This window comes from Blastomonas sp. (assembly GCF_041747255.1).
Lineage (GTDB): Bacteria > Pseudomonadota > Alphaproteobacteria > Sphingomonadales > Sphingomonadaceae > Blastomonas.
In genome coordinates, this window is the sequence record NZ_JBGTFM010000307.1 from 1 (window position 1) to 5942 (window position 5942).

A 5942-nucleotide genomic window follows, 5' to 3' on the forward strand; every position below is an offset into this window, starting at 1 on the left:
GGCGACCCCGCGCCGGTGGTGCGCGGCGCGGCGGTCTGGGCGCTGGCGCAGCTTGATGCACCGCTGTTCCACATGGAACAGTCGAGACGCTTGGCCGATGAAGCCGATGAACAGGTGATCGCCGAATGGCAGCAAGGCTACACCCTTGCCGATTGCGCGACGCACAGCTAGGCGCTTGTCAGACATGCCGCCGCAGCTTGACCATATCCGCACCTGGATCTTCGATCTGGATAACACGCTCTATCCGGCGGAGACCGACCTGTTCGCGCTGATCGACGCGCGGATGGGCACGTTTATCGCCGATCTGTTGTCGGTTGACGCGCAGGAGGCGCGGCGCATCCAGAAGGATTATTATTACCGGCACGGCACCACGCTTGCCGGGCTGATGCGCGATCATGCCGTTGATCCGCACCATTTCCTCGATTTCGTGCACGATATTGACCTGTCGCGGATCCGGCCCTGTGCCACTACCGCCGCAGCGCTGACAACGCTGCCAGGGCGCAAGCTGGTGTTCACCAACGGCGATGCGCGCTATGCTCAGCGGGTGTTGGCAAAGCTGGGGCTGGACACGCATTTTGAGGCGATTCACGACATTCATGCCGCGCAATACCGGCCCAAGCCGCACGATGCCGCCTATGCCAGCCTGATCGACACGTTGCAGGTCGATCCAGCATCGGCGCTGTTTGTCGAGGACATCGCGCGCAATCTGAAGCCCGCGAAGGCGCTTGGCATGACCACCATCTGGCTGAACAACGGATCGGATGGCGGCACGCACGATGCCGATCACGATTATATCGACCATGAAATCAGCGCGCTCGATGCCTGGCTCGGCGCGCTCACCGGGGAGACTGCATGATGACCAGCACGCTGCAAGCCTTTATCGATGCCGCATGGGATGGCCGCGACACACTCGATACCAGCCCCGAAAGCGCGGTGCGCGGTGCGGTGAAGGATGTGCTGAGCCTGCTCGACAGCGGCGGAGTGCGTGTGGCCGAGCCCGATGGCAGCGGCGGCTGGCAGGTCAACCAGTGGCTCAAGAAGGCCGTGCTGCTTTCCTTCCGGCTGAACCCGATGGAGGAGATCAGCGGCGGCCCCGGCGGCGCGATCTGGTGGGACAAGGTGCCGAGCAAGTTCGCCGGTTGGGAAAGCGCCCAATTCCGCCAGGCGGGCTTTCGCGCCGTGCCCGGTGCCATCGCGCGCTATGGATCGTTCATCGCCAAGGACGCGGTGCTGATGCCCAGCTTCGTCAATATCGGCGCGCATGTCGGCGAAGGCACGATGGTCGACACCTGGGCGACGGTCGGCAGCTGCGCGCAAATCGGCCGCAATGTCCACATCTCGGGCGGCGCGGGCATAGGCGGTGTGCTGGAGCCGCTGCAGGCCGGGCCGGTGATCATTGAGGACGGCGCGTTCATCGGCGCGCGTTCCGAGGTGGCGGAAGGCGTGATCGTCGGCGAGGGCGCGGTGCTTTCGATGGGCGTATATCTGGGCGCATCGACCAAGATCGTCGACCGCGCCACCGGCGAGGTCCATTATGGCAAGGTGCCGCCATTTGCGGTCGTCGTGCCCGGTGCAATGCCCGGCAAGCCGCTGCCCGACGGCAGCCCCGGCCCCTCGCTCTATTGCGCGGTGATCGTCAAGACCGTGGACGCGCAGACCCGCTCGAAGACCGGGATCAACGAGCTGCTGCGCAGCTGAGGACACTAAATCCTCGCCTTTAAGGGGAGGCGGATCGCCGCAGGCGAGACGGAGGGGTGTCCACTTTGGAGAGAGGGCGTCACCCCTCCACCGTTCACTGCGCGAACGGTCCCCCTCCCCTTGCAGGCGAGGATTTGGAGACGATAGGGGCGAGCGCATTGCTGCGCCCGCCCCAGTCCTTTGCGACCCAAAGGATTGCGTGCTGTCGATCCTGACGGACCGGAAAATTCAGCGGTAAAAGACGTGATTATCGATGGATGCCATGCGCGTCAGGCGCCAGCCCGGCGAGACGTGGCGGGCGTGGAAGAACAGCGCGCCTTCAACCGGGCTCTCCCAATGGTCGTTCAGCGCGATCTGCGAAATGGCAACTGCATGCGCCCAGGCCTTGCTGCCGGCGGGGATGGCGGGCATCCGGCCACCGCGTACGAACGAAAACTGGCTCTTTTGGTAAACAACACCGCAAATGCTGTTGGGAAAACGCGGCGAATCGCGGCGCTCAAGCACGACCTTTGCGACCGCCAGCTGGCCGTTGAGCGTTTCGCCCTTCGATTCGAAATACACGGTGCTGGCAAGGCAGCGCAGTTCCGGGTCCATCGATGCGGGAATGCTGTGCTGCGACACCAGCTGGGCGAGCGTCTCCGCCTGGATTGGCGGACGTACCGTCTGGGTGTCGATTTGCTGGATGGTCTGCACGGTCTGGATCGTCTGCACCGTCTGCACCGGGGCATCACCGTTGGCGTTGACGGCGGCGGTCTGGTCAGACTCGGCAGCAGGGGTCTCGGTTGAGGCCGCGGGCACCGGTTGGATCAGGTCAGCGATCAGCGGCGTTGCAAAGGCGGCGGAGGCATCGGTCAGGGTAAAGGTGGCAATCGTGTAAACTGCTACAGCTACCGCACTGGCAGCCTTTAAAATCTTGCTCATCGAAGTCTTTAGCTGTGCGGTTGGTCGCCATTGGCAAGAGACGATAGTTGCATCATGGCCATGTCTGGTCCGATGCGCCGCTCTTGCCGGCTTCCCCCCGTCTGCGTGCTAGCCCGATCCCTGGAGTGGAACCTTTTGGACCGCCTGCGCGTTCAAGTGAGCAGCCCCCTGATTGTGCACCGCAACAAAGTCAATCACACTGACCTAATATTGCGTCCAACTGTGCCGCGTTGGCGACATCCAGTTCAATCGCCCAAAGATCCGGGTCCTGTGTGCCCCTGCGCGCCAGATATGCGGACAACTCGCCCTTGTTTGCAATATCAGCCGCGTTATCGGTCCAGATTTCCTGCCAGTGAGCGGACCCGTCCAGATTGGAAATTCGTTCAAGAACAGTGTTTTGCCCGCCGCGAATGGTACGAATCACCAAAATCGCGCCCGAGACGGCGTCACCTTTTTTGACCACTGTGGCAAAGCCGCCCGCGCCCTGGGTGAGCCGTTTGAGCGCTTCGATTCGCATATGCGCAGCCAAACGCGGCGGGATCATGTGCCGGCATAGCCATCAAGCCCCGACAGCGGGATATGCGAGCGCATGAACGTGCCGGTGCCGCGCGCGATCTCTTCGCCGTCGCTGTCGACCAGCCGCGACTCGCCGACGAACACCCGCCTGCGCCCGCTGACCCAGTGGCCTTCGGCATGCACCGGTCCGGCACGCACCGGGGCGGTGAAATGCAGGTTGAAGGCGGTGGTCAGCAGGAATCGGTCGGTGACCAGCGCGTTGCAGGCATAAAAAGCAGCGTCATCGAGCATCTTGAAATACAAGGTGCCGTGCGCGGCGCCTGCGGCATGGAAATAGTCCTGCGTCACATCGAAATCGATCCGTGCCCGGCCATCGCCGGTGATTGAAAGCCGCGAGGGAAAAAAGCGGTTGATCGATGCCGCCGCATACAGCCGTTCCAGTGCCCGATAATGCGCCAGCGCCCCCGCCTCTGCCTGCTTGGCAGGCTTATGCCCGCCAGATTCAGGCCCAGCCACTTCAGGCCCAGTCTCTTCAGGCAGCGTCACGGTCCAGCTCGGCTGTGACCAGCGCATAGACGGTGCCGGGATCATCGGTGCCCTTGATCTTGGCCAGCGTCTTTTCATCACGGGTCAACCGCGAGATGTGCGCAAGCGCCTGCAGATGCACCGCTCCGGTCGCAACCGGCGAAATGAGCGCGATCACCAGATCGACCGGCAGATTGTCGATGGCGCCAAAATCAATCGCCTTGCCCAGCCGCAGCAGCACCGCCACCGATCGGTCGATCCCGTCAATCTTGCCGTGGGGAATGGCAACACGCCGCCCGAAGCCGGTGGAGCCCAAGGTTTCGCGCTCCAGCAGGCAGGCGAGCACCGCCTGCTTGTCGAGCCCATAGCAGTGGCTGAACTGTTCAGCAGCGAGTTCAAGCGCATGCTGCTTATCGGCCACGCGCGCCGATATCAGCACTGCCTGCTTGTCCAGTTCAAACCATGCCATGATCGTCGTCATCTCGATATGTAGCCGGGCGCACCGTTGCGGTGCGGCCGGGGTTAGCATTGGGTATCGCGCGGCCATGCCGCTGTTGCTGGACGATGCAATGCTTCATCTGACCAGCGTGTCGCGGCGCGCCATGCACCAGATTGCCTCAAAAGCCAAGAGCCGCAGTGCTGTACCGCACTGCCATCACAAGATCGTCAGTGCGGTTCAACCCAGCCGATCGAACCATCGGGGCGGCGATAGACCATATTGTGACGGCCAGTGCCCGAATTCTTGAACAGCAGGGCGTTTGTGTTGCGCAGATCAAGCATCATCACCGCATCCGACACGGTGGATTCGGGCACATCGACCCGGGTTTCGGCAATCACCACCGGCGCATCACCGGGTTCAACCTCTTCACTGCCGCCATCGAACACCACATAGGCCGCATCTTCCTCCCGCGCCGCGTGTTGGATCTGTTCATGACGACCTTTCAAGCGGCCCATATAGCGGCGCAGCTGTTTTTCGATCTTGTCCGCAGCGCCATCGAAGGAGACATGCGCATCGGGCGCCAGCCCGTGGCCTTTCAGGATCAGGCCCTGCATCACATGGGTGACGATGTCGCACTGAAACTGGTCATGCGGCCCGCGCCCGAAGGTGACATTCGACGACAACGCCTTTGAAAAATATTTCTCGACAATCGCATTAAGCCGGTCGGCGACATGCACCTTGAGCGCCTCGCCGGTATCGACCTGATGACCTGAAACACGAATGTCCATGATGTTCTCCATTTCTGGGCGCTGGCCGGACGGGATGGCGGGCCAGGCCGGACAGATATCGCCCTGCGCGAAGCAACAGGGCCGGGGCAGTGGGTGTCATATCCTCCTTGTTACAAGCGGGTGCTTAACGCGCGGACAGCCAGAGTGGCTGCTCGATCTTGGCAATAAAGTCTGCGTGCGCCGCAAGCTCTTCAGCGGTTGGCGCAAACGGGCGTGGCAGGCGGTGCGGGCGAGGGGTTGAGGGCACCAAATGCAGCCGCGCGCCTCCCGGCGATGCCTCCGATATCTCCTCTGATAGCCCCAGCCCGATCTGCCGCCCACCGGTAAGCTCGATATAGACCTGCGCCAACAGTTCGGCATCTAGCAGCGCGCCGTGCAGCACGCGGTGACTGCGGTCGACGCCGAAGCGTTTGCACAACGCATCGAGGCTGGCTGGCGATCCGGGAAACTTTGACCGCGCCATCGCGACGGTATCAACCACGCGGGTCATCGCGATGGGACCGGCCCCGACCCGTCCCAGCTCGGCATTCAGAAAGCGCATATCGAACCCGGCATTGTGCGCAACCAGCTGCGCATCGCCCAGAAAGGTCAGCAGGTCTTCGGCGCGCGCACCAAACAGCGGCTTGTCGGCCAGAAACACATCGGCCAGGCCGTGCACCCGCTCGGCTTCGGGAGGCATCGGCATCTGCGGGTTGAAATAGGCATGGAAGGTGCGGCCTGTTGCGATCCGCCCCACCATTTCGATGCAGCCGATTTCCACCATCCTGTGCCCTTCATCGGGGGACAGGCCGGTGGTTTCGGTGTCGAAGATGATCTCTCTCATTTCAGTGAGTATTGGCGCGATTTGTTCATCGCGCAAGAGACGAGCGTATATCGCTGATCAAGCGGCGCACCGCCTGCCGGGTGGCAAGCCTGGTGCCGCCGGTCGGGATGACATGATCGGCAAGGCGGCGCTTGATGTGATCGGCCAGCTGCAGCTTGCGGATCTGGCGCAGCCGCGCCGCTGTCATCCCCGGCCGCGCGAGCACGCGCTGGCGCTGCTGCCATGGCAGATC

General features: G+C 62.7%; 9 protein-coding genes. 2 read left to right on the forward strand and 7 right to left on the reverse strand.

Going from position 1 to position 5942, the window contains the following annotated elements; all coding sequences use genetic code 11:
- Positions 1 to 184: 184 nt before the first annotated feature.
- Together ACEW8G_RS10550 and dapD are read left to right on the forward strand one after the other, a co-directional pair.
- Positions 185 to 856 carry a pyrimidine 5'-nucleotidase gene (locus ACEW8G_RS10550; protein WP_373488378.1) on the forward strand — a complete coding sequence of 224 codons (672 nt, stop codon included), beginning with the start codon at positions 185 to 187 and terminating at the stop codon, positions 854 to 856.
- Positions 856 to 1698 (forward strand): 2,3,4,5-tetrahydropyridine-2,6-dicarboxylate N-succinyltransferase, encoded by an 843-nt coding sequence (dapD, locus tag ACEW8G_RS10555; protein WP_373488379.1) that lies wholly within the window; start codon positions 856 to 858, stop codon positions 1696 to 1698. Before ACEW8G_RS10550 ends, dapD begins: the two co-directional genes overlap by 1 nt.
- A gap of 228 nt (positions 1699 to 1926) precedes the next feature.
- Here dapD and ACEW8G_RS10560 read toward each other — a convergent pair whose 3' ends face one another.
- The 7 genes from ACEW8G_RS10560 to ACEW8G_RS10590 all read right to left on the reverse strand — a co-directional run.
- Positions 1927 to 2619 carry a cell wall hydrolase gene (locus ACEW8G_RS10560; protein WP_373488380.1) on the reverse strand — a complete coding sequence of 231 codons (693 nt, stop codon included), beginning with the start codon at positions 2617 to 2619 and terminating at the stop codon, positions 1927 to 1929.
- A 190-nt stretch (positions 2620 to 2809) separates the two neighbouring features.
- On the reverse strand, positions 2810 to 3163 hold the full coding sequence (locus ACEW8G_RS10565) for a DUF1491 family protein (protein ID WP_373488381.1): 354 nt from the start codon (positions 3161 to 3163) through the stop codon (positions 2810 to 2812).
- Complete coding sequence (locus ACEW8G_RS10570) at positions 3160 to 3651, reverse strand: PaaI family thioesterase (RefSeq protein WP_373488382.1); 492 nt, start codon at positions 3649 to 3651, stop codon at positions 3160 to 3162. The genes ACEW8G_RS10565 and ACEW8G_RS10570 overlap by 4 nt, the downstream gene beginning before the upstream one ends.
- A gap of 16 nt (positions 3652 to 3667) precedes the next feature.
- On the reverse strand, positions 3668 to 4129 hold the full coding sequence (locus tag ACEW8G_RS10575) for a PTS sugar transporter subunit IIA (RefSeq protein ID WP_373488383.1): 462 nt from the start codon (positions 4127 to 4129) through the stop codon (positions 3668 to 3670).
- 197 nt (positions 4130 to 4326) lie between these two features.
- Positions 4327 to 4887: a ribosome hibernation-promoting factor, HPF/YfiA family gene (gene hpf, locus ACEW8G_RS10580; RefSeq protein WP_373488384.1), complete on the reverse strand. Its 561-nt coding sequence runs from the start codon at positions 4885 to 4887 to the stop codon at positions 4327 to 4329.
- Between the two features lie 124 nt (positions 4888 to 5011).
- On the reverse strand, positions 5012 to 5710 hold the full coding sequence (gene dnaQ / locus ACEW8G_RS10585) for a DNA polymerase III subunit epsilon (protein WP_373488385.1): 699 nt from the start codon (positions 5708 to 5710) through the stop codon (positions 5012 to 5014).
- 25 nt (positions 5711 to 5735) lie between these two features.
- On the reverse strand, positions 5736 to 5942 hold a 207-nt coding region (locus tag ACEW8G_RS10590; protein WP_373488386.1), incomplete at its 5' end, for a dephospho-CoA kinase.

Coding starts and splice junctions, on each gene's coding strand:
- ACEW8G_RS10575 (WP_373488383.1), bottom strand. CDS start 4,129: ATGGCATGGTTTGAACTGGACAAGCAGGCAGTGCTGATATCGGCGCGC.
- hpf (WP_373488384.1), bottom strand. CDS start 4,887: ATGGACATTCGTGTTTCAGGTCATCAGGTCGATACCGGCGAGGCGCTC.
- ACEW8G_RS10565 (WP_373488381.1), bottom strand. CDS start 3,163: ATGATCCCGCCGCGTTTGGCTGCGCATATGCGAATCGAAGCGCTCAAA.
- dapD (WP_373488379.1), top strand. CDS start 856: ATGACCAGCACGCTGCAAGCCTTTATCGATGCCGCATGGGATGGCCGC.
- ACEW8G_RS10560 (WP_373488380.1), bottom strand. CDS start 2,619: ATGAGCAAGATTTTAAAGGCTGCCAGTGCGGTAGCTGTAGCAGTTTAC.
- ACEW8G_RS10550 (WP_373488378.1), top strand. CDS start 185: ATGCCGCCGCAGCTTGACCATATCCGCACCTGGATCTTCGATCTGGAT.
- dnaQ (WP_373488385.1), bottom strand. CDS start 5,710: ATGAGAGAGATCATCTTCGACACCGAAACCACCGGCCTGTCCCCCGAT.